The organism is Sphingopyxis sp. OAS728 (assembly GCF_014873485.1).
Classification (GTDB): Bacteria; Pseudomonadota; Alphaproteobacteria; order Sphingomonadales; family Sphingomonadaceae; genus Sphingopyxis.
The window spans coordinates 3,226,213-3,242,661 of the sequence record NZ_JADBDT010000001.1; the positions used below are offsets into that span (position 1 = coordinate 3,226,213).

Annotated in this window: 24 protein-coding genes and 1 pseudogene; 3 read left to right on the top strand and 22 right to left on the bottom strand. The window is 65.9% G+C overall.

The genetic code is table 11. The features are described from left to right. Window positions 1-19: 19 nt before the first annotated feature. The 20 genes and pseudogenes from yidD to GGC65_RS15355 all read right to left on the bottom strand — a co-directional run bounded on the left by yidD (window position 20) and on the right by GGC65_RS15355 (window position 10,849). Window positions 20-232, bottom strand: a complete 213-nt coding sequence (gene yidD / locus GGC65_RS15265) for a membrane protein insertion efficiency factor YidD (RefSeq protein WP_192647940.1) — start codon at window positions 230-232, stop codon at window positions 20-22. After that, entirely contained in the window at window positions 229-513 is a 285-nt protein-coding gene (gene rnpA / locus GGC65_RS15270) for a ribonuclease P protein component (protein ID WP_413052731.1), read from the bottom strand. The genes yidD and rnpA overlap by 4 nt, the downstream gene beginning before the upstream one ends. Window positions 514-602: 89 nt before the next feature. Further along, on the bottom strand, window positions 603-737 hold the full coding sequence (rpmH, locus tag GGC65_RS15275) for a 50S ribosomal protein L34 (protein ID WP_054586364.1): 135 nt from the start codon (window positions 735-737) through the stop codon (window positions 603-605). A 101-nt stretch (window positions 738-838) separates the two neighbouring features. Continuing rightward, window positions 839-1,189 (bottom strand): hypothetical protein, encoded by a 351-nt coding sequence (locus tag GGC65_RS15280; RefSeq protein WP_192647942.1) that lies wholly within the window; start codon window positions 1,187-1,189, stop codon window positions 839-841. A gap of 65 nt (window positions 1,190-1,254) precedes the next feature. After that, window positions 1,255-2,037, bottom strand: a complete 783-nt coding sequence (locus tag GGC65_RS15285; RefSeq protein WP_192647943.1) for an alpha/beta hydrolase — start codon at window positions 2,035-2,037, stop codon at window positions 1,255-1,257. An 85-nt stretch (window positions 2,038-2,122) separates the two neighbouring features. Continuing rightward, window positions 2,123-2,776 (bottom strand): glutathione S-transferase family protein, encoded by a 654-nt coding sequence (locus tag GGC65_RS15290; RefSeq protein ID WP_225940844.1) that lies wholly within the window; start codon window positions 2,774-2,776, stop codon window positions 2,123-2,125. After that, entirely contained in the window at window positions 2,776-3,231 is a 456-nt protein-coding gene (locus GGC65_RS15295) for a hypothetical protein (RefSeq protein ID WP_192647945.1), read from the bottom strand. Before GGC65_RS15295 ends, GGC65_RS15290 begins: the two co-directional genes overlap by 1 nt. A gap of 1 nt (window position 3,232) precedes the next feature. Further along, window positions 3,233-3,721, bottom strand: coding sequence for a VOC family protein (locus GGC65_RS15300; RefSeq protein ID WP_192647946.1), 489 nt, complete (start codon window positions 3,719-3,721; stop codon window positions 3,233-3,235). A gap of 20 nt (window positions 3,722-3,741) precedes the next feature. Continuing rightward, on the bottom strand, window positions 3,742-4,530 hold the full coding sequence (locus tag GGC65_RS15305) for a VOC family protein (RefSeq protein WP_192647947.1): 789 nt from the start codon (window positions 4,528-4,530) through the stop codon (window positions 3,742-3,744). 23 nt (window positions 4,531-4,553) lie between these two features. Beyond that, a complete protein-coding gene (locus tag GGC65_RS15310) occupies window positions 4,554-5,279 on the bottom strand; it encodes a DUF899 family protein (RefSeq protein ID WP_192647948.1) in 726 nt (241 codons plus the stop codon). Next, window positions 5,276-5,827: a GFA family protein gene (locus GGC65_RS15315; protein ID WP_192647949.1), complete on the bottom strand. Its 552-nt coding sequence runs from the start codon at window positions 5,825-5,827 to the stop codon at window positions 5,276-5,278. Before GGC65_RS15315 ends, GGC65_RS15310 begins: the two co-directional genes overlap by 4 nt. A 205-nt stretch (window positions 5,828-6,032) precedes the next feature. Continuing rightward, entirely contained in the window at window positions 6,033-6,431 is a 399-nt protein-coding gene (locus GGC65_RS23435) for a DUF1428 domain-containing protein (RefSeq protein ID WP_413052755.1), read from the bottom strand. Then, a pseudogene (locus tag GGC65_RS23440) lies at window positions 6,405-6,752 on the bottom strand (DUF1428 domain-containing protein); the annotation flags it as partial. The pseudogene GGC65_RS23440 and the gene GGC65_RS23435, both read right to left, overlap by 27 nt. Window positions 6,753-6,782: 30 nt before the next feature. Continuing rightward, window positions 6,783-7,457 carry a glutathione S-transferase family protein gene (locus GGC65_RS15325; protein WP_192647951.1) on the bottom strand — a complete coding sequence of 225 codons (675 nt, stop codon included), beginning with the start codon at window positions 7,455-7,457 and terminating at the stop codon, window positions 6,783-6,785. A 32-nt stretch (window positions 7,458-7,489) separates the two neighbouring features. After that, window positions 7,490-8,446, bottom strand: coding sequence for an alpha/beta fold hydrolase (locus tag GGC65_RS15330; RefSeq protein ID WP_192647952.1), 957 nt, complete (start codon window positions 8,444-8,446; stop codon window positions 7,490-7,492). A 30-nt stretch (window positions 8,447-8,476) separates the two neighbouring features. Continuing rightward, window positions 8,477-8,695 carry a DUF4287 domain-containing protein gene (locus GGC65_RS15335; RefSeq protein WP_192647953.1) on the bottom strand — a complete coding sequence of 73 codons (219 nt, stop codon included), beginning with the start codon at window positions 8,693-8,695 and terminating at the stop codon, window positions 8,477-8,479. Next, window positions 8,692-9,108, bottom strand: a complete 417-nt coding sequence (locus GGC65_RS15340) for a DoxX family protein (RefSeq protein WP_192647954.1) — start codon at window positions 9,106-9,108, stop codon at window positions 8,692-8,694. The genes GGC65_RS15335 and GGC65_RS15340 overlap by 4 nt, the downstream gene beginning before the upstream one ends. A gap of 25 nt (window positions 9,109-9,133) precedes the next feature. Beyond that, window positions 9,134-9,571, bottom strand: a complete 438-nt coding sequence (locus GGC65_RS15345; protein WP_192647955.1) for a VOC family protein — start codon at window positions 9,569-9,571, stop codon at window positions 9,134-9,136. 81 nt (window positions 9,572-9,652) lie between these two features. Beyond that, entirely contained in the window at window positions 9,653-10,087 is a 435-nt protein-coding gene (locus GGC65_RS15350) for a VOC family protein (RefSeq protein ID WP_192647956.1), read from the bottom strand. 72 nt (window positions 10,088-10,159) lie between these two features. Next, complete coding sequence (locus GGC65_RS15355) at window positions 10,160-10,849, bottom strand: TetR/AcrR family transcriptional regulator (protein ID WP_192647957.1); 690 nt, start codon at window positions 10,847-10,849, stop codon at window positions 10,160-10,162. A 162-nt stretch (window positions 10,850-11,011) separates the two neighbouring features. Here GGC65_RS15355 and GGC65_RS15360 point away from each other — a divergent pair, with 162 nt between their 5' ends. The 3 genes from GGC65_RS15360 to GGC65_RS15370 all read left to right on the top strand — a co-directional run bounded on the left by GGC65_RS15360 (window position 11,012) and on the right by GGC65_RS15370 (window position 14,633). Then, entirely contained in the window at window positions 11,012-12,520 is a 1,509-nt protein-coding gene (locus GGC65_RS15360; protein ID WP_192647958.1) for a YifB family Mg chelatase-like AAA ATPase, read from the top strand. Beyond that, window positions 12,520-12,813 carry a DUF1905 domain-containing protein gene (locus GGC65_RS15365; RefSeq protein ID WP_192647959.1) on the top strand — a complete coding sequence of 98 codons (294 nt, stop codon included), beginning with the start codon at window positions 12,520-12,522 and terminating at the stop codon, window positions 12,811-12,813. Before GGC65_RS15360 ends, GGC65_RS15365 begins: the two co-directional genes overlap by 1 nt. Window positions 12,814-12,881: 68 nt before the next feature. After that, window positions 12,882-14,633 carry a GGDEF domain-containing protein gene (locus GGC65_RS15370; protein WP_318780173.1) on the top strand — a complete coding sequence of 584 codons (1,752 nt, stop codon included), beginning with the start codon at window positions 12,882-12,884 and terminating at the stop codon, window positions 14,631-14,633. Window positions 14,634-14,668: 35 nt separating this feature from the next. Here GGC65_RS15370 and GGC65_RS15375 read toward each other — a convergent pair whose 3' ends face one another. Both GGC65_RS15375 and GGC65_RS15380 read right to left on the bottom strand, forming a co-directional pair. Further along, window positions 14,669-15,049 carry a bactofilin family protein gene (locus tag GGC65_RS15375; RefSeq protein ID WP_192649561.1) on the bottom strand — a complete coding sequence of 127 codons (381 nt, stop codon included), beginning with the start codon at window positions 15,047-15,049 and terminating at the stop codon, window positions 14,669-14,671. 1 nt (window position 15,050) lies between these two features. Further along, window positions 15,051-16,262: a M23 family metallopeptidase gene (locus GGC65_RS15380; protein ID WP_192647961.1), complete on the bottom strand. Its 1,212-nt coding sequence runs from the start codon at window positions 16,260-16,262 to the stop codon at window positions 15,051-15,053. Between the last annotated feature and the right edge of the window lie 187 nt (window positions 16,263-16,449).

The window sequence follows — 16,449 nt, forward strand, 5'->3', positions numbered from 1 at the left end:
AAACGGATGTCGGGAATGATCAGGGAACGGGGTCGTACCCGTGCCCGCCCCAAGGATGGCAGCGCAATAGCCGCTTTGTCGCCAGCCAGCCACCCTTGATCGCACCATGGCGGCGAAGCGCGACGATCGCATATTCGCTGCACGACGGGGCATAACGGCAGGTGGGGGGAAGGATGCGCGACGGGCCGAGTTGCCAGCCGCGCGCGATCAGGATGAGCAATTTCGCGATCATGTCGGTTTCGCGAGCTTCTTCGCCGCGCGCTTCAGCGCCGAATCGAGATGCTCGCCCAACTCGGCAAATTGCATGTCGTTGGCGCCCGGGCGGCCGATCAGGACATGGTCGGCGCCGGCGATTCCCGATTCGGGCAAGGCGGCGCGCGCGAGTTCGCGAAAGCGGCGTTTCATCCGGTTGCGCGTGACGGCGTTGCCGACCTTCTTGCTGACGGTATAGCCAATGCCCAGCGCTTCCTCTCCGTCGCCGCGGTGGCGGACGAGCAGGACAAAGCCGGGCATGGGGAAGCGAAGGCCGCGGTTGGCGGCCAGAAATTCGCTGCGTTTTGAAAGCGTTCGCACCAGACGGGCTGGCGCAGAAGCGTCAGCGATCAGGCCGACAGCTTCTTGCGGCCCTGGGCGCGGCGGTTGGCGAGAACCTTGCGGCCGCCGACAGTCGCCTTGCGGGCGCGGAAACCGTGGCGACGCTTGCGAACGAGGCGGCTCGGTTGATAGGTACGCTTCATCGCGGTATCCCCAAATTCTCTCTAAAGGCTCTAACAGAAAAGGGCCGCCAAACGTGGGCGGCCACTGATGGGGGCGCGGATAAGCGAGAGTCGGGGCAAAGTCAATCGCCATTGGCGCGGTTTTCCGGTGCCTTGCCGTGGAAAGCCGCCTTTTTGATCGCATCGACTGCCGCGCGCTCGCGTTTCCGCGCCGCGCTCGCGCGCCGCATCACGCGGTCGGTCCACGCGGCATAGCGCGGGTGACGCCATTTGAAGCGGACGTAGATGCGCTTCGCCCATGCGCTGTTCTGAAGGCACAGCATCAGCCCGAGCGGGAAGAGGATGATGAAGCCGGGGCCGGGCAAAATGCCGACGATCGGCGAGATTGCCATCATCACGACGCCGAGGATGAACAGCGCGAGGCGGACCTGCACGTTCGATCGCAATCGCTGATAGAGGCTCCGTTTCGCCATGCGGGCGATGTGGGGGAGGCGGCGGCGTGTTACAAGGATAAAGCAGCGACCAAAACGCTGCGGCGTCAGTTGAGCGTGACGAAGCGTGCCATATCGTCGCGCGTCAGATAGCGGACGTCGTCGAACGGGGTGCTGTTGGTCAGCGCGTAAAAGGCACGCGCCTTGGCGTTATCCATCCCCATTTCGCGATAATAGCTGAGATATTCGGCATGGACCGGATCGTTCGCCGGATAGTCGTTCGCTTCGCGGCCATATTCGTCGGCCCAGCTATGCACGCCGAATTCGGCATCGGGCGCGGCGCGGCGCGTCGTACCGGCGAGCCACAGCTCGACCGCGCCCGAGCGGATCGAGCCGCCTGCGGGAACGACCGTCTCCATGCCCTGACGGCGGATCGCACGCGCGAGGATCAGGTTCGCCTCCTCGTCGAGGCTGCCGGGGCAGTCGGTCATCTCGAGCCGCTTGAGCCCGGGGTGGGCGGCGAGCATCGCCGCGAACTGGCGCGGCGTCGCCGAGGTGACGTCGCCCGCCATGCGGACGGTCGTCCCGTCGATCACCGAGAAGGGACCATAGGTCGCCTTGGCGTGACCGAGCGTCGCGAGGGTGGCGGTGGGTGCATAGCGCCGCGTCGCCGCGAAACCGGCATCCTCGGCAAGCGCCTCGTCATCGAGGAGCGCGGCTTCCTCGTCGATATATTCTGCGCCGTCGTCGTCGCCGGCATCGTCATAGGTCCACGTCACCGTCGTCGTGGTGATCGTCACGACCTGCTGTGCCTGCGCCGGCGCGAACGCTAGCACCGCCGCGAGTGCGGCGATGATGAGCGTACGAACGAAGGCGGACGGCGAAACCATGTGTCCGCCTTCGCGCGTGCGCGCCTATCAAATGGCGAATAGGCAGCGTCAGCGTGCTGTTAACCCCGTTTCGGGACGTCTATTTTCAATCGCGGTCGGGCGCGCCGAGCGGAAAGTAAGGCCGGTACGGCCGCGCATCCTCGACGCAGCGCGACACGGTGGGATGCGCGAGCAGCCGCGCGCGATAGGCGCGCAAATTCTCGTATTTTTCGGGGATCTGATAGACCCAGTCGGCATAGAAAAGCGACGGCGCCGCGGCGCAATCGGCCATGGTAAAGCCATAGGGCGTCGCCCAGCCACCGCCCGCCAATTCCTTGTCGAGCCACGCGTAGATCGTGTCGAGCCTTGCATGCGTCTGTTCGACGATGATCGGCAGGTGATTTTCGGGCCCGCGCAGCGCGTCGTTTACCACCTCCTGCATCCGGTTCATCACATGATGGTCGAAGATGCGGTCGAACAGCCGGACCTTGAGCGCCGCGTCGAACTCCTGCGGGATCATGCGCGGCTCGGGCACCAGATGGTCGAGATATTCGATGATGATCGACGTTTCGAACCAAGGCACGCCGTCATGGACGAGCAGCGGGAACTGCCCGACCGGCCAGTGCGCCTTCAGTTCGGGCATATGGTCGGGAAACGCGGGATCGACCGAGCGATAGTCGAACTCGATCCCCTTCTCGTACAGCGCGATCAGCACCTTCCATGTGTAGGAGGAAAAGGGGTGGCCATAAAAAATCAGCATCAATTACGATCCTTGCGTGTCAGCCAGGCGAGCGGCCAGCCGACGAAGAAAATATGCGGGAAAAGCGTCACCGCGCCCCTGGCGAGGTCGGTCGGCGGGAAGGGCAAGTCGAAGCGCCACGGCAGCACCACGCCGTTCATGATGACATAGAGCAGCAGCCCGTAAAGCGTGCCCGTCAGCCACCACGGCCATGCGGTCAATGCGCTCCAGCGCCGCGCGACGAAGAACCACGCCGCGACCATCGCGCCCATGATCGCATAATGCGTCGCCAGCCCCGCGATATCGCCGCCGATGCCCCAGCCGCGCGCGGCCTTGCCGAACGGCCCGCTCGCCACCGCATGGAGCATCGACGAGACGGTGCCCCCCTGCACCACGCTCGAAACCGCCGCATAGACAATGTCGAGCGTGCCGCAGAGCAGCCATGCGAATAAGGCCGGTTTCCCCCGCTGCGCCATTTTACCCTCCCTCGATCGCGGCCTCGATCTTCGCGACGTCGATTTTCTTCATCGACATCATCGCCTCGAACGCGCGCTTGGCGGCCGCCTTGTCGCCGCTCGTCATCACATCGGTCAAGACGCGCGGGGTAATCTGCCACGAGATGCCCCATTTGTCCTTGCACCAGCCGCACATGCTCTCCTGTCCGCCATTGCCGACGATCGCGTTCCACAGCCGGTCGGTTTCCTCCTGCGTGTCGGTGTGGACCTGGAAGGAAAAGGCCTCGCTATGTTTGAACGCGGTGCCGCCGTTGAGGCCGATGCATGGGAAACCGAGCACGGTGAAGTCGACCGTCAGCACCGCATCTTCCTTGCTGCTCGGATTGTCGGCCGGGGCACGGTGGACCTGTCCGACCTTGCTGTCGGGAAAAGTCGCGGCATAGAAATTGGCGGCCTCTTCGGCGTCGTCATTGTACCAGAGGCACAGCGTTGCAGGCTGCTTGGGCATCATCTCTCTCCTGGGGTTGAGGGTTATTTCTTCGGGCCGACGAAGCCGATCGGCGCGCCCTGCGGATCGATCGCGTTCATCGCATATTCGCCGCCCGGGATTTCCATCGGTTCGTTGGTGATCGTGCCGCCGTTCGCGGCCACCGCCTCACGCGCGCGGTCGATATCGTCGACCCCGATATAGAAATTCCACACCGGCACCGGATAGCCTTCCATCAGCGGCATCACCGCGCCCAGCCCGACATCGCCGCGCTGGATGAAGCGGTACGCGCCCAGCTCGCCCATATCCATCTCGCCCTCCTGCCCCCAGCCGAAATGCTTCTTATAGAAAGCGATCGCGGCGGCGGGGTCGCTGGTCGCGAGTTCGTTCCAGCGGACGCGCTGCGCCTCGGTGACCGAAAAGACGTCGCTTTCGCCGCCGCCCTCGGGCGGGATCGGATCCATGATATAGAAGGGCGCCCCCTGCGGATCGGTGACCATCGCGATACGTCCGACCGGGATGTCCATCGCGGGCATCTGGACTGCGCCGCCGTCGGCCGTGATCGCATCGACCGCCTTGTCGACGTCGGCGACGTGGAGGTAGCCGAGCCAGACCGGCCGCGCGCCGCCCGCGATCATCTCGGCATTGAGCGCGAGCACGCCGCCGGCATTGCCGCCGTCGCTGCGCCCGATCATGCGGTAATCGACCCCGCCCGCGGTCTGCAGGCCCGTCGACTCGATCGTCCAGCCGACCACCGCGCCATAAAAGGCCGCGGCGCCTGCGGGATCGCCTGTCATCAGTTCGTACCAGATGAAATTCGAAGCTTCGGCCATCGTCTCTCTCCTCATCGTTGGTTTCAATAGGTCAGGCTGGGGAACCAGTCGCCGCGCCCCTCGGGCGTCATGTCGAGCAGCCCCCAGAGCGGATCGACGAGGTCGCCCGCGCGGTGGTGCTGGCCGGGGTCGTCGGGGGCATAGGCCATCTCGCTCGCCCAGACATGGCGGATGTCGCCGCCATCCCTGTGGAAGACGTTGAAGATCGTCTCGTCCCAATTCTCGCCGGGCTTCATGCCGCGTTGGGCGCGCTTGGCGTCGCTGATTTTCGATGTGTCGCCGAAATAATCGGCCGAATAGCGGCCATCGATATCGGACAGGAAGACAAGGTGCGGCCAGCGCCGGTCCTTCGCCCAAGCCTCGAGCCGCGCGATCGGCGATTTGGCGACGACATAGAGCGGGGCGCGCTGCCCGACATGACGCGCGCTGCCGTCGATCGCATCGAGCATATGCGTGCAGCCGTTGCATGGCTTGTCGCGCTCGGACCCGAACATGAAGCTTTGCATTATGATACTCGGCTTGCCTTCGAACAGCTCGGACAGCTTCACGCGCTCGGGGCGCTGATATGCGCCGATCCGCTCGAATTCATAATCTTCGGGCACTTCGCCGCCCGGCGGGAGCGCGCGACGCTTGGCCGCAACCGCCTCGATCTGGCGGCGCAGCGCGATCTCGTCGTCGAGCAGCGCGGCGCGCGCGGTGCGATAGGCCTGGCTCTCGTTCGGGAAGGACAGATGTTGTATCCTCGTCATCGTGCATATCCTTTCGTCGCTTCGATCGGCGGGGCACGAAAGCCCATCGCGGCCCACGCGGTGAGCAGCCGCCACATGAACTTGCCCGACGGCGATTTGTAATTGGGGATGTCGTCGGGCAGTTCGACACCCGCGGGCCGGTCGCCGACGATCGTCCGCATCTCGGTCGGCGGGCGCTCGCCTTCGGGGATGCGCGCCGAATAGACACTCAGCCAATGGCCCTTGGTGAATTCGAGTGCGATCGGCGAATTGCAGCATCGCGCGACAAAGCGCCGTGTCGGCGACTCGGGGGTCAGCCGATGCTCATCGAGTTGCTCCGACCCCGACAACCACCGGAGCCGGTCCTTGCGCACCAGCACATAGGGCGTCCCGCCGTCCGCACCGACCACCGCCGGCGCACCCGGAAGCGCTTCGAATACATGCCCCGCCGTCCGGCAGCTCTGGCAATAGCAGGTCGCCGCCATGATCGGCTTGCCGGTGAGTTCGAGCGTCACCGTGCCGCACTGGCAGGACGCGGTGCGCGTTTCCGTTTGTTCCGTGCTGGGCATTGGTCTCTCCAAAGCCCCTCCCCTTCAGGAGTGGCAGGTAAACTGTCCCCCGGACAGGTCGGTCATGCTGGGAGCATGACCGACCTGTCACTGGGTTGGGGTGGGGGCCAACGAGATTGTGCAAGGCCGCCGGCCCCCACCCGCTGCGACCAGGCAGCAAGCTGCCGGGTCTCGCTGCCCTCCCCTGAAGGGGAGGGTGAGAAGATCAGGCCTCGACGATCGGCGCGAAGCCGCCATAGATCATGCGCGCGCCGTCGAACGGGTTGGTCGCGGGATCGTGCTTCATCCGCTCGTCGGTCATCATCTTTTCCCAGCCCGTGGTGCGCGCTTCCTTGCTCGGCCATTCGACCCAGCTGTAGACGACGCTCTCGCCATCCTTCTTGTGCGCGGCGCGGGCATAGTCGGTGACCTGACCGTCGGGGACGTCGTCGGCCCACGCTTCGACGACGCGCGTCGCGCCATAGTCGCGGAACACTTCGGACGCCTTCTCCGCCATCGCGCGATAGGCTTCCTTGTTGCCGTCGGGGACGGGCACGAGATAGCCGTCGACATAGGCCGTCTGGCCCTCTGCCCGGTCGTCGACGATCGAATCGAATCCGCCGATGATCATGCGCTTGCCGTCGAACGGCATTTCGCCGCCCATCGCCGCCATGCGCGGATCGCTCATCATCTTTTCGTTCGCGGCGTCGCGCGTCGCCCGGTCGGGATATTCGAACCAGCTGAACACGACGGTTTCGTCGGGTTTTGCCTGCACTGCGCCCTTGAAGTCGTTCACCTTGCCATCGGGGACGTCGTCGCCCCAGCATTCGACCATGCGCGCGACGCCGAATTCCTTGAACAGATGCGCCGCGTCGGCGGCATGTTTGCGATAGGCTTCCTTGTTGGCGGTCGGCACCGCGACCACAAATCCTTCTACATAGGTCATCTTGTCTCTCCTTAGGGGGGTGGGAGGGTTTCAGGCGGCGGGCGGTCCCGCTTCTTCGCTGAAGGCGGCCAGCTGCGCGTCCATCGCGCGCTGGAAGGCGGGGCGGGCGAGGCAGCGGTCGAGATAGGCCTGCAACCGCGGCTGCTCGGCGATCAGCCCCGCCTCGACGGCTTCGCGCAGCACGGTGGCCATCGCGATGTCGGCGACGCTGAATTCGCCCGTCAGATATTCCTTGTCGCCAATCGCGTCGTTCAGGCGGCCGAGCCGGCCCTGGATGAATTCGATCAGGCTCGGACGGCGCAGCTTCGCCCATTCTTCTTCGGTCGAGAAAATATCGACATTGCCCAGCTCGAACAGCATCGGCTCGACGCTGTTATAGGCGGCGAACAACCACGCGAGCGTGTTCGCGCGCGCCTGCGGGTCGCGGGGCATCAGCCGCGCGTCCTTCTCGGCGAGGTGGAGCAGGATCGCGCCGCTTTCGAACAGGCGGATCCCGCCGTCGTTCAGCACCGGCACCTGTCCCCATGGCTGGAACAGGAAATGGTCGGCGGGGCGGTTGATCGCGCTGATCAGATGCTCGGCATAGTCGAGGCCGATTTCTTCGCACGCCCAGCGGGGGCGCAGGTCGCGGACATAGCCGCGCGCGAAGTCGGGGACCCAGTCGAAAGCGGTGACTTCGATCTTGCTGTCGGGATTGACGGGCATGGGGGAACTCCTCTCACTTTTGTTTTAGGGAATTAGAAAGATGGCGGCGGCGGCGCCTTGTCGTCGAGAAACGGCGTGACCATCGCGGCGATCGCGGGAATTTCGCCCATGATCCCGATATGCGAGGTCGCGGGCAGGATCGCGAGCCGCGCCTTGGGCGCAGCGGTCAGGAAACCCTGCGTCGCCGCGGCGACATCACCGCCACCGCGCAGCTTGAACAGCTGGATCGCATGATCGAGCGTCACGCCGTCGGCATCGCCGATGATCACCATCGTGCGGCCGGGGATCGCGCGGACCGCGGCGTCGGACCAGCCGAAGGGCGTCGCGTCGAGCGACTTGATATTGGCGACAAGCACCGGGAATTTCTGCGGCGCGGGTGACAGGCGCTTATACTCGGTGTCGATCGGGCTGCCCGCGAAGATGTCGGGGGTCAGCTTCGATATTCCCGCCAGCACTTCGGGATACCAGCCGTCGAGCCGCGAGGTCGCCGACAGGATCACCTGCTTGCCGATCCTGTCGGGGTGCTTGACGGCGAGCGCGACCGCGGTCGATCCGCCCATCGAATAACCAAGCACGTCGGCCTTTGCGACGCCCAGCCTGTCGAGCACTGCGGCGGTATCGTCGGCCATCCGGTCATAGCTCAGCGGTCCGTCGACCCCGCCCGACCGCCCATGGCCGCGCGCATCGACCGCGATCACCGGCCGGGTCGCGGCGAGCGGATCGATCAACGGCTTCATCGCGTCGGCGGACATGAAGGCGCCGTGCAGGACGACCAGCGGGGTCTTTCCCGATTTGAGATCGCCATAAACCTGATAATGGATCGCCGCGCCGGCAACATCGGCATGGCCGGCTTGCGGAGCATTGGCGGCGGGCTGGCCCGCGCCGGGCGTTTGTGCGGCCGCCGGCTGCGCCGCGGCGGCGATCGTCGCTGCGACCGCGATCAGGGCGAAGGCGGAGGCAAGCGCGGGGAGGGGAGAGCGTCGTGTCATCGAACTATCCTCTTGTTCTGTAGACGGAGACTAGCTCCGTTTGCCTTTGATATAGGCGACGATCGACATCGCGTGGCCGTGGCCGAGGTCGAAATCGCTCTTCAGCCAGTCGATGATCGCACCGGGTTTGACGCCGGGGGCCAGCCCGCTTTCGTCGGCGAGGCCCTTGTCGATCGCGATGGCTTTCAGCGCGTCGGCCGATTTGCCGGTCTTGGTTTCGACATTGTCGAGATAGGCCTGAAAGCTCATGCCGCTGCTCCTGCGCGGAGCGGGATCAGCGCGCGGAGGCGCGGATCGCGCAGCCACAAGCCGCCCCACAGCATGACGCCCAGATAGACGCCAAACAGGCTGTGGCTGAACAGCGGGCTGCCGATGCGCACATGCGTGCCGATCGCGCCGCCGAGATAGCCGGTGATCAGGATCGCACCGAGGATCGCGGTGCGCGGCCAGATATAAAGCAGCGTCGGGATCAGCAGCAGCGTTCCGAGCATCGTCATCGTCGGCACGTCGAGCGGCCATCCGAGCCCCGGCGGGCTATATTTGATCGCCGTCTCGGGCGACACGAGCTTGAGCCCGGCGTCGAAGAGGAGGAAGAGGATCACGAGGCCGCTCAAAACATGGCCCGCGATCAACTGACCCTTTCCGCTTTGCTGGTCTGTCATCCTCTTCCTCCTCCCTTTTGCTCTTTTATGCGGTGGCTTCGGCGGGTTCGCCGGCGGGGATCGCGGTCGGGTCCATCCACATCACTTCCCAGATATGGCCGTCGGGATCTTCGAAGCTGCGGCCGTACATGAAGCCGCCGAAATCCTGCGTCGGGGTCGGGTCGGCCTTGCCGCCCGCCTTGACCGCCTTGTCGACCTGTCCGTCCACCGCTTCGCGGCTGTCGGCCGACACGCAGATCAGGACCTGTGCGCTCGTGTGCGCGTCGGGGATTTTCTTCGAGGTGAAGGTCGCCCATTTTTCATGCGTCAGCAGCATGACGTGGATGGATCCTTCCTCGACCACCATGCACGCGGCGGTGTCGTCGGTGAAGGCGGGGTTGTTCGCCGCGCCGACCGCTTCATAAAAAGCTTTCGACTTCTCGAGGTCGGTGACCGGCAGGTTCACGAAAATCATCTGGGGCATCTACTCTCTCCTTGGGGGGTGGTTATTGAGGTTGACTGGTTTGCGGCGCCGGCGATGGCCGGTCGTCCGCTGCGACTGTCTTTACTGGGCGGCAACTTCGGGGACGGGCTGCTCGCCATTGGCGACCGCCGGGTCCATCCAGAAGGGGCCCCAGACATGGCCGTCGGGGTCGAGCAGGTCGCGGCCGTACATGAAGCCATGATCCTGCACCGGGTTGACGTCGGCGGTCCCGCCATGCGCCGCGCCCGCCTCGATCATCGCGTCGACTTCCTCACGGCTGCCCAGCGCCAGCGCGAGCGACACCTCGCTCGAACCGCGCGGCGCGATCGGGCGGTCGGTGAAGCCTTTCCACTTGTCGTGGGTCAGGATCATCACGAAGATCGTTTCGGACCACACCATCGCGGCGCCGGTCTCGTCGCTGAAGCGCGGCTCGTGGGTGAAGCCGAGCCCCTCGTAGAAGGCCTTCGACTTGGCAAGATCGGCGACCGGCAGGTTCACGAAGATCATCTTGGACATCTCGTCTCTCCTTGGGGGTGTCGGTTTGTTGTTGTCAGCGTGCGCGGTGCGCGGCGGCAATTACCCGTCGCATCATGGCGCGCATCCCGCGCCGAACAGCATCCGGACATAACGCTTCAAATGGGTGACGGTGCCGCGCGCAATCGCCGGATCGTTTGTCGTTTTCGCCAGGACGAAGGCGCCCTGCAGCACTGACTGGACATGCTGGGCAAGGCCGATCGCGGTGACGTCGTCGGGCACGCCATATACTTTCATCGCCGCGGCGATGTCGGGCGCCAGCGCTTCGCAATAGGCGTTGATGCTCGCCTCGCACGCCGCGCGGATGCGGTCGTTCGTCGAATAGGCCTCCTGCACCATCGTGCCGACGAAGCAGGTGTAATCCTCGGTGGGCCCGTCGAGCATCGACAGGCGGAAATCGATATGGCCGAGCAAGCGGTCGAGCGGGTCTTCCAGCTTCACATGCGGCGCGAGCTCGAACATCGGCCGCGCGCGTTCGGTCCAGCCTTCGGCCGCCGCGATCGCCAGCTCTTCCTTCGATGCGAAATGGTGGAAGAAGGCGCCCTTGGTCACGCCCGCCGCCGCACAAATCTGGTCGACCGTCGTTGCCGCATAACCCTGCTTGCGCACCGTGGCGTGCGCCGCGGCGATCAGCTTCGCCCGCGCGCTGCCGCGCGGCGCGCGAGCGCCCGCACTACCGCCGCCCGCCGGGGGGACTTCGCGGGCGGCGGCTGCGGGGAGGGAAGGGGGGCGATTCGTCGTCATGCGAATCAACATACCGACTAGTTGGTATGTTGTCAAATCTGCAATCCGACTTACGCTTCGCGGCACTTTCGGCAACTTCCGAAAAAGACTCGACCTTCCCGCCACTTCGCCTAAAAAGGCATCGGAACAAAGGGGGCACAACGTTGCTGTTCCGGGGGGAATATGGTCGCAGTCGTTTCAACCACGGCCTATCTTGGCATCGACGCGCGCGGGGTCGAGGTGCAGTGCCAGATCACGCCCGGCGTGCCGCGCTTCGTCGTCGTCGGCCTGCCCGACAAGGCGGTCGGCGAAAGCCGCGAGCGCGTCCGTGCCGCAATCGCCGCGATCGGCCTGTCGCTCCCGCCCAAGGTCATCACGGTCAACCTGTCGCCCGCCGACCTGCCCAAGGAAGGCTCGCACTACGACCTCCCGATCGCACTCGCCCTGCTCGGTGCGATGGGGGTGATCGACGCCGAAACGCTCGCCTCCTATGTGGTCGTCGGTGAACTCGGCCTCGACGGGCGCGTTGCGGCATCGCCGGGCGTGCTGCTCGCGGCGATCCATGCGGGCAGCGTCGAGCGCGGGCTGATCTGCCCCGCTGCACAAGGCCCCGAGGCGGCATGGGCGGGCAATGTCGAGGTGCTCGGCGCCCCCGACCTCCTGTCGCTGCTCAATCATTTCAAGGGCCATGCGCCGCTGTCGCCGCCGGTGCCGGGCGAGGTCGAAATCCCCGCACGCGCCGCCGACCTTCGTCAGGTAAAAGGACAGGAGACCGCAAAACGCGCGCTCGAAATCGCCGCCGCCGGCGCGCATAATCTGATGATGTCGGGTCCGCCGGGTGCGGGGAAGTCGCTGATGGCGGCGTGCATGCCCGGGATCCTCCCCGACCTCACCCCCGCCGAGGCGCTCGAAGTGTCGATGATCGCCTCGGTCGCGGGAACGCTCGAGGGCGGGCGGCTGGTGCGCGCGCGGCCCTTTCGCGCGCCGCACCATTCGGCGTCGATGCCCGCGCTCGTTGGCGGCGGGCTGCGCGTGCGGCCGGGCGAGGTCAGCCTCGCGCATCTCGGTGTGCTGTTCCTCGACGAACTGCCCGAATTTCAGCGCGGCGTGCTCGATTCGCTGCGCCAGCCGCTCGAAACGGGCGAGGTCAGCGTTGCGCGCGCCAATGCTCATGTGACCTTCCCCGCTCGTGTCCAGCTCGTTGCTGCGATGAACCCGTGCCGCTGCGGGCATCTCGGCGATCCCGCGCTCGCGTGCAGCCGCGCGCCGCGCTGCGCCGCCGATTATCAGGCGAAGCTGTCGGGGCCGTTGCTCGATCGCATCGACCTCCACGTCGAGGTGCAGGCGGTGAGCGCCGCCGACCTCGTCCTGCCGCCGCCCGCCGAGGGCAGCGCCGAGGTCGCGGCGCGCGTCGCGGCGGCGCGCGACGTGCAGACCGCGCGCTATGCCGGGCACAAGGCGCGGACCAATGCCGAGATCGACGGCGAGCTCTTGGAGGCGGTCGCGACCCCCGACGAGGCCGGACGCAAGCTGTTGGCGCAGGCCGCCGAGGCGATGCGACTGTCGGCGCGTGGCTACACTCGGATATTGCGCGTCGCGCGCACGATTGCCGATCTGGCGGGTGCGCAGGATATCGGGCGCATCCATATCGCCGAGGCGCTCAGTTACCGTCGGCAGGCACCGAGGAACTGATGGAAGAGATTATCTTTGAAGCCGAGATCATCGAATGGCGCGGGCCGGCGCCGTTTCTTTTCGCGCCGGTTCCCGACGAGCATATCGGTGCCATCCGATACGCCGCGATGACCCAAAGCTATGGCTGGGGCGTCGTGCCGGTGGTGGCGACCGTCGGCGACACGCTGTTCGCGACCTCGCTCTTTCCGCGCGAGGGCGGCTATTTTTTGCCGATCAAGGTCGCGGTCCAGCGAGCCGAAGCCGTTGGCTTGGGCGACCGGATCGCGGTTCGGATGCGTGCCGGTCGGTCGTAGGCTCGTGCGACTGTTGCGACGATGGTAAAGATTTCCGAACATATTGATGCGATGGGGGTGGGATGATCGTGGCGGCACATCTTCTGGCACACCTGCGCGGCCGGCTGGGCTTCGGCTTTGCCGTCCTTGCGTTCGCGCTGTGGGCAGCGCCGGTGGCGGCGGTGACGCTCGATGTCGATCGCGACCTTTGCCACGCGCAAAGTGCGGCCACGGTTGCCGATAGCAGCCTTTCCAAGCTTCGCTTTTCGTGCCGCGGAACGCCCGCCGGTTATCAACAGGCAAGCCTCTGGCTCCGCGCGCCGCTGGACGGTGTGGACGCACAGCGCGGCGATATCGCGCTGATGGTCCATCAGTCGCGCTTCGATCGGCTCGCGGTCGCCTTTTCCTATGCCGACGGCACGACGCGATGGCAGCAGGTGCGCGCCGGCGATTACGGACCATATTGGCGCGCGGGCGGGCAGATATTGTTCGAGGCGCCCGAGCGCAATGCGGCGCTGACGGCGGTGACGATGCGCTTCGATCGTCTTTCGGGGCATCAATTCGTCCACGCGCGGATCGTCCCGAAAGCCGAGGCGGGGATGCAATCGGCGGGCATGGCGGCGGCGGTCGGTGCTGCGCTCACTTTGCTCTTGGTCAGCTGCATCTACAGCCTGTCGCTCGCCTTTGCGGTGCGCCGCCAATATCTCGCTTGGCAGGCGGCGTGGTCGGGCACGATGCTGCTGTGGGGCACGCTCTGGTCGCAGGTGCATCTGGCGCTCGTACCCGGATTGGCGGGGACGGTGACGACGCAGATCTGCACTTTCCTCTCGTGCCTTGCCATCGCGCTCGCGACGGTCAGCGCGGCGACCGCAGTCGACCGCGGCCGGGTGCCGGAGGGGCTGCGGACCGCCGTGCTCGCCCTGGGCCTTGGCGTCGGCATCGCCGGCATCCCGCTGGCGCTGATCCGCGGCAGCAGCCTGGGGGCGCTCGCCGATGTCCTAGGGCTGGTGGTGATCGCCGACCTGCTGGCGGTGACCGCCTATGTCGGCTGGGCGTGGCGGCGCGGTTCGGTCGAGGCGCGCGATTTCCTCGCGGCATGGGGGCTGCCGATGGCGGTGCTCGCGATCATCCATGTCATCGACGTCGAGGACGGCCTGTGGGGCGGCGGGTCGAAGCTGCTCGTGCTCGCCGCTGCGACCTGGCAAGCGTTGTGGCTCGCCGCCGCGGCGACGCGCCGGCTCGGGCATCTCCGGATCGAGCGCGACCATGCGCGCAGCGCCGAGGCGCAGGCGCAGCAACTCGCGCGGCGCGATCCGTTGACCGGGCTGCCCAATCGCCGCGGTTTTGTCGAGAGCGTGACGCCGCTGCTCGAGCGCGCGCGCGCCGACAATCTGCCGGCGGCGCTGCTGCTCGTCGACATCGACCGGTTCAAGTCGGTCAACGATATTTACGGCCACGATGTTGGCGACGTCGTCCTGTGCGGCATCGCGCGCCGGATCGAGCGCTGGGAAGGGCCGATGTGCACCGTCGCGCGGCTCGGTGGCGAAGAATTCGGGCTGCTGACGATCGGGATGGAAGGGATCATCCTCGGCCGGTTCGCCGAAAGCATCCGGCGGGGGATCGCGGCGTGCGATCATAGCGAGGCGGTGGGCGAACGGCTGGTTACGGCCAGCGTCGGGGTTGCCGAGGTTCGGCCGGCGTGCGATTTCCAGCAACTCTACCGGCTCGCCGACGAGGCGCTCTATGATGCGAAGCGCGGTGGACGCAATAAGGTGGTCGTCCAGCGGCATTATGACATGCCGGGCCGCGCGTCGGGCCGCGAGGTCGCGATATCGAATTGAGGGCCGCGCGGACGCGGCCCTGGCCAGAACCGACGTTAGTTGGAGACGACTTCGAGCGGCGGCGGGGCTTTCGCCGCGGCGGCGCCATGGCGGCGGTGGCTCAGCTTGCCCTCGACCTTGCCGCCATTTTCGATCGTGATCGTTTCATAGACGACATCGCCGGTGATCCGCGCGGTCGCGTGGACGATCAGCGTCTTGGCCTCGATCGACCCGTCGAGCAGGCCGGCGATCTTCGCGGTTTCGGCGACGACCGCCCCCTTGATCTCGCTCGCCTCGCCCTGGACGAGATTGGCGCACTTCAAGTCGCCGTCGATCTTGCCGTCGACGTGCAGGTCGACGCTGGCAGCGACATTGCCGGTGACGACGACGTCCGATCCGAGGATCGAAAAGGTCGTGTGACGCGCGCCCGTCGCCATCTTAGCGGGCACCACGGGCGGCAGCGACGGAACCGACTCGCTGTCGGGCGTCGTCTTTGACTTCGAGAACATCGGCTTTGGCCTCCAGGAAGCGGCGCGGGTTGACCGCGACGCCGTTCAAACGGACTTCGAAATGCAGGTGGCTGCCGGTCGAACGGCCGGTCGAGCCCATTTTGGCGATCTGCTCGCCGGCGGCGACCTGTGCGCCAACCTTGGACGTAAAGCCCGACAAGTGGGCGTAGCGGGTCAGGATGCCCTGACCGTGATCGACTTCGACGACATTGCCGTAACCCGACTTCTGGCCGACATAAACGACGCGGCCGGGGGCGGCGGCGAGGATCGGCGTGCCCATCGGGCCGGGGAAATCGAGCCCCGAGTGCATCGCGCCGGCGCCGGTAAATGGGTCGCTGCGATAGCCGAAGCTCGACGAGAGCATCAGCACGTTCGCGGGTTGCCCCGACGGGATCGCGACGAGCGTGCGTTCGAGCACTTCCATGCGGAACAGCGCGCTTTCGAGCGCGGCAAACGACTTGCCGAGCGAACTCGCGCGGCCCTTGCCGCCGCGATAGGGAATGAACGGACCACCGCGGCCGGCCGCAGCGTTGCGAACCAGCGCGGCGGGGTTCATGCCGAGCTTGGCCACCGCGCCTTCGGCCTTGGCCGCGCGTTCGTTGACCGCGGTGAGCAGGCGATTGGCGAAATCTTCCTGCCGCGCTTCGAGGCGGGCAAGAATTTGCGCTTCGGGCGGCAGGTTCGGGTCGATCAACGCGCTGGTCTTGAGCGGCGCCTGTTCGGCAACCGGCGCCGCACCGTCGGCATGGGCTTCGGGCGTAACCGCTGCGGGCTCGACGCCGAAGTGGACCTTCGACCATTCCTCGAGCTGTTCCTGCCGGTCTTCGAGATCGGCGGCGGTTTCGGCGACATTGTCGCGATATTTGGCGATCCGCGCTTCTGATGCCGCAGCGGCTGCTTGTTGCTGCGCGACCGCGGCGCGCTCACCCGAAGTGAGCAACTGGTTGACGAGCACCGCGAGCGTAGCGCCCGCCCAAGCGAGCAGCACGATGCCGGCGATCAGCGCGACGCGCTTTTGCCAGACGGCGCTGACGCGCAGGAATCGGACATGACCGTGCGTGCGAACGAAGATTTCATGGTCCTGAAACAGCGCAGAAAACCGCTGGCGCAAATCGCGCAGACCCGTTGTTTTCGATGACAAGTGGCGACCCCATCTTGTGTTTTATTGGAGCCCTCCGCCCCGATTGATGCGCGCTTTATCAGGCTCGTTACCGTGGCGCGAATCTTTGGGCGGCGACTCGGGCTGAGTCGAAACCAACATGCGGTGAACGGTGTCAAACCTTAGGAATGCTGCCGTTTTGGCAGGAAAGCGCCAGCGAATCGGTGAT

Excerpts from the sequence above, each read along its gene's own strand:
- rnpA (WP_413052731.1), bottom strand. The coding sequence starts at position 513 with ATGCCCGGCTTTGTCCTGCTCGTCCGCCACCGCGGCGACGGAGAGGAA.
- GGC65_RS15295 (WP_192647945.1), bottom strand. The coding sequence starts at position 3,231 with ATGGCGCAGCGGGGGAAACCGGCCTTATTCGCATGGCTGCTCTGCGGC.
- GGC65_RS15300 (WP_192647946.1), bottom strand. The coding sequence starts at position 3,721 with ATGATGCCCAAGCAGCCTGCAACGCTGTGCCTCTGGTACAATGACGAC.
- GGC65_RS15355 (WP_192647957.1), bottom strand. The coding sequence starts at position 10,849 with ATGACGACGAATCGCCCCCCTTCCCTCCCCGCAGCCGCCGCCCGCGAA.
- GGC65_RS15325 (WP_192647951.1), bottom strand. The coding sequence starts at position 7,457 with ATGCCCGTCAATCCCGACAGCAAGATCGAAGTCACCGCTTTCGACTGG.
- GGC65_RS15285 (WP_192647943.1), bottom strand. The coding sequence starts at position 2,037 with ATGGTTTCGCCGTCCGCCTTCGTTCGTACGCTCATCATCGCCGCACTC.
- GGC65_RS15290 (WP_225940844.1), bottom strand. The coding sequence starts at position 2,776 with ATGCTGATTTTTTATGGCCACCCCTTTTCCTCCTACACATGGAAGGTG.
- GGC65_RS15305 (WP_192647947.1), bottom strand. The coding sequence starts at position 4,530 with ATGGCCGAAGCTTCGAATTTCATCTGGTACGAACTGATGACAGGCGAT.
- rpmH (WP_054586364.1), bottom strand. The coding sequence starts at position 737 with ATGAAGCGTACCTATCAACCGAGCCGCCTCGTTCGCAAGCGTCGCCAC.
- GGC65_RS15340 (WP_192647954.1), bottom strand. The coding sequence starts at position 9,108 with ATGACAGACCAGCAAAGCGGAAAGGGTCAGTTGATCGCGGGCCATGTT.
- yidD (WP_192647940.1), bottom strand. The coding sequence starts at position 232 with ATGATCGCGAAATTGCTCATCCTGATCGCGCGCGGCTGGCAACTCGGC.
- GGC65_RS15315 (WP_192647949.1), bottom strand. The coding sequence starts at position 5,827 with ATGCCCAGCACGGAACAAACGGAAACGCGCACCGCGTCCTGCCAGTGC.
- GGC65_RS15375 (WP_192649561.1), bottom strand. The coding sequence starts at position 15,049 with ATGGCGACGGGCGCGCGTCACACGACCTTTTCGATCCTCGGATCGGAC.
- GGC65_RS15330 (WP_192647952.1), bottom strand. The coding sequence starts at position 8,446 with ATGACACGACGCTCTCCCCTCCCCGCGCTTGCCTCCGCCTTCGCCCTG.
- GGC65_RS15350 (WP_192647956.1), bottom strand. The coding sequence starts at position 10,087 with ATGTCCAAGATGATCTTCGTGAACCTGCCGGTCGCCGATCTTGCCAAG.
- GGC65_RS15335 (WP_192647953.1), bottom strand. The coding sequence starts at position 8,695 with ATGAGCTTTCAGGCCTATCTCGACAATGTCGAAACCAAGACCGGCAAA.
- GGC65_RS15280 (WP_192647942.1), bottom strand. The coding sequence starts at position 1,189 with ATGGCGAAACGGAGCCTCTATCAGCGATTGCGATCGAACGTGCAGGTC.
- GGC65_RS15310 (WP_192647948.1), bottom strand. The coding sequence starts at position 5,279 with ATGACGAGGATACAACATCTGTCCTTCCCGAACGAGAGCCAGGCCTAT.
- GGC65_RS15365 (WP_192647959.1), top strand. The coding sequence starts at position 12,520 with ATGGAAGAGATTATCTTTGAAGCCGAGATCATCGAATGGCGCGGGCCG.
- GGC65_RS15345 (WP_192647955.1), bottom strand. The coding sequence starts at position 9,571 with ATGCCCCAGATGATTTTCGTGAACCTGCCGGTCACCGACCTCGAGAAG.
- GGC65_RS15360 (WP_192647958.1), top strand. The coding sequence starts at position 11,012 with ATGGTCGCAGTCGTTTCAACCACGGCCTATCTTGGCATCGACGCGCGC.